The 1,677-nt window shown below is 69.9% G+C and carries 2 protein-coding genes; one reads left to right on the top strand and one right to left on the bottom strand.

Annotated elements, in window-relative coordinates; all coding sequences use genetic code 11:
• A partial coding sequence (locus ACFFNX_RS49360; protein ID WP_378213400.1) for an AAA family ATPase occupies positions 1–934 on the bottom strand: 934 nt, incomplete at its 3' end.
• A gap of 294 nt (positions 935–1,228) precedes the next feature.
• Between ACFFNX_RS49360 and ACFFNX_RS49365 the strand changes: the two genes are divergently transcribed.
• Positions 1,229–1,606, top strand: coding sequence for a group I truncated hemoglobin (locus ACFFNX_RS49365; RefSeq protein ID WP_378213401.1), 378 nt, complete (start codon positions 1,229–1,231; stop codon positions 1,604–1,606).
• Positions 1,607–1,677: the final 71 nt, after the last annotated feature.

Here is a 1,677-nt window from a genome sequence, read left to right on the forward strand (position 1 = left end):
CGGCCAGCCGCCCGCCGCAGATGCTGACCGCCAGCGGCAGGTGGTCGCACAGGGCCGCGACGCGTACGGCCGCCTCGGCGTCGGCGGCCACGCGGTCGTCGCCGGCCAGCCGGGCCAGCAGTTCGACCGCCTGCGGCTCGGTGAACTGCTGCAGCCGTACGTCGAGGGTGTTGCGCAGGTAGAGCGGCTGCCGCGAGGTGACGAGCACGGCGCAGCCGGCCTCGGGCGGCACGATCGCCTGGACCTGGTCGGCGAACTGCGCGTTGTCCAGGAAGATCAGGATGCGCCGGCCCTTCACCCAGGTCCACCACAGCTTCTGCAGGTCCGCCAGGCCGCCCGGGTCGGTGGTGAGCCGGACGCCGAGGGCGAGCAGGAAGCCGGTCAGCACGTCCTCGGCCCGTACCCGCACGTCACCGGCGCCGCGGAGGTCGCAGTAGAGCTGGCCGTCCGGGTAGCGCCCGGCCACCTCGTGGGCGAACCGCGTCACCAGCGCCGACTTTCCGACGCCTCCGGGCCCGTGCACGGAGACGACGACGCACCCACTCCATTCTCGCGCCCTCCGGCCCGCACTTTCCTCGGTGAACACCCGATGAAGTCTGGCCAAAATATCGGTGCGCCCGGTGAAATGCGCGATCACCGGAGGCAACTGGGCGGGCGCGACGGCTCCGCCGACGGCCGTCGGCCGCTCGCGTACGGAATCTCGCACCTCACGCTGGGACACCAAGGCGATCAGCCCGGCGAGGACCGACCCGCCCGTGACGATCGCCAGCCGCGCGAAAGGCGGCAGCTTGAACGCGTCGAGAGTGGTCGTCAGGGCCGTGACCAGGGCCGTCAGCGCGGCGACCGCGAACGGTGTGGCCAGTCGGAGCGCACCGTTCCGGCGCGTACGCGAAGACGGGCCGGTCGCCCCCGGCCACCGGCGCGGTTCGCGCATGAAATCGCCTCTGGTGTTGGCCTTTTCCGACATTCGGCATCGTGCACATGCTCATCGCATTAACGCAAGCGCGTATCGACGCATTATCGTGCCGGCGAGCGCCGGGTAAGCGTAAGCGCGGCCGAATTAGGCGCATTTTCAATGTTCTGACGCGCCCCATATGCCCGGTCTCACGGCGGGCGGCCGGCGCTTGTGCACGGAGTGTCTCATCCCGCTTACGGCCGATTGACGGTGACGTAACCGCCGCGCCCTGTCATGGACCGCACGACGAGGTGTCCCAGCGAAGGAGTGACCGTGGCAGAGGCAACCATCTACGAGTCGATCGGCGGCGAGGCGGCGCTGGTGAGCGTGGTCGACGACCTGTACGTCCGGATCCTGGCCGACGACCGGCTCTCCGGCTTCTTCGTCGGTACCAGCCTGCCCCGGCTCAAGGGCCGGCAGGTGGAGTTCTTCGGCGCCGCGCTCGGCGGGCCGATGACCTACACCGGCGCCCCGATGAAGGACGTGCACCGCGGACGCGGCATCGGACAGGAGCACTTCGACCTCGTCGCGGGACACCTCGTCGACGCGCTGCGCGGAGCGGGCGTACCCGACCCGACGGTCGACCAGATCATCGCGACGGTCGCGCCGCTCGCCGACGACATCGTCACCAGACCGGCACTCGCCGACTAGTACTACATGGCTAGATCTGTAGGACCTGGAGGCGCAAGCGTCGCCGGAAGTGGTTCCTGCGTGCTTGGGCT

The sequence above is a fragment of the Actinoallomurus acaciae genome, assembly GCF_042429965.1.
Lineage (GTDB): Bacteria > Actinomycetota > Actinomycetes > Streptosporangiales > Streptosporangiaceae > Actinoallomurus > Actinoallomurus acaciae.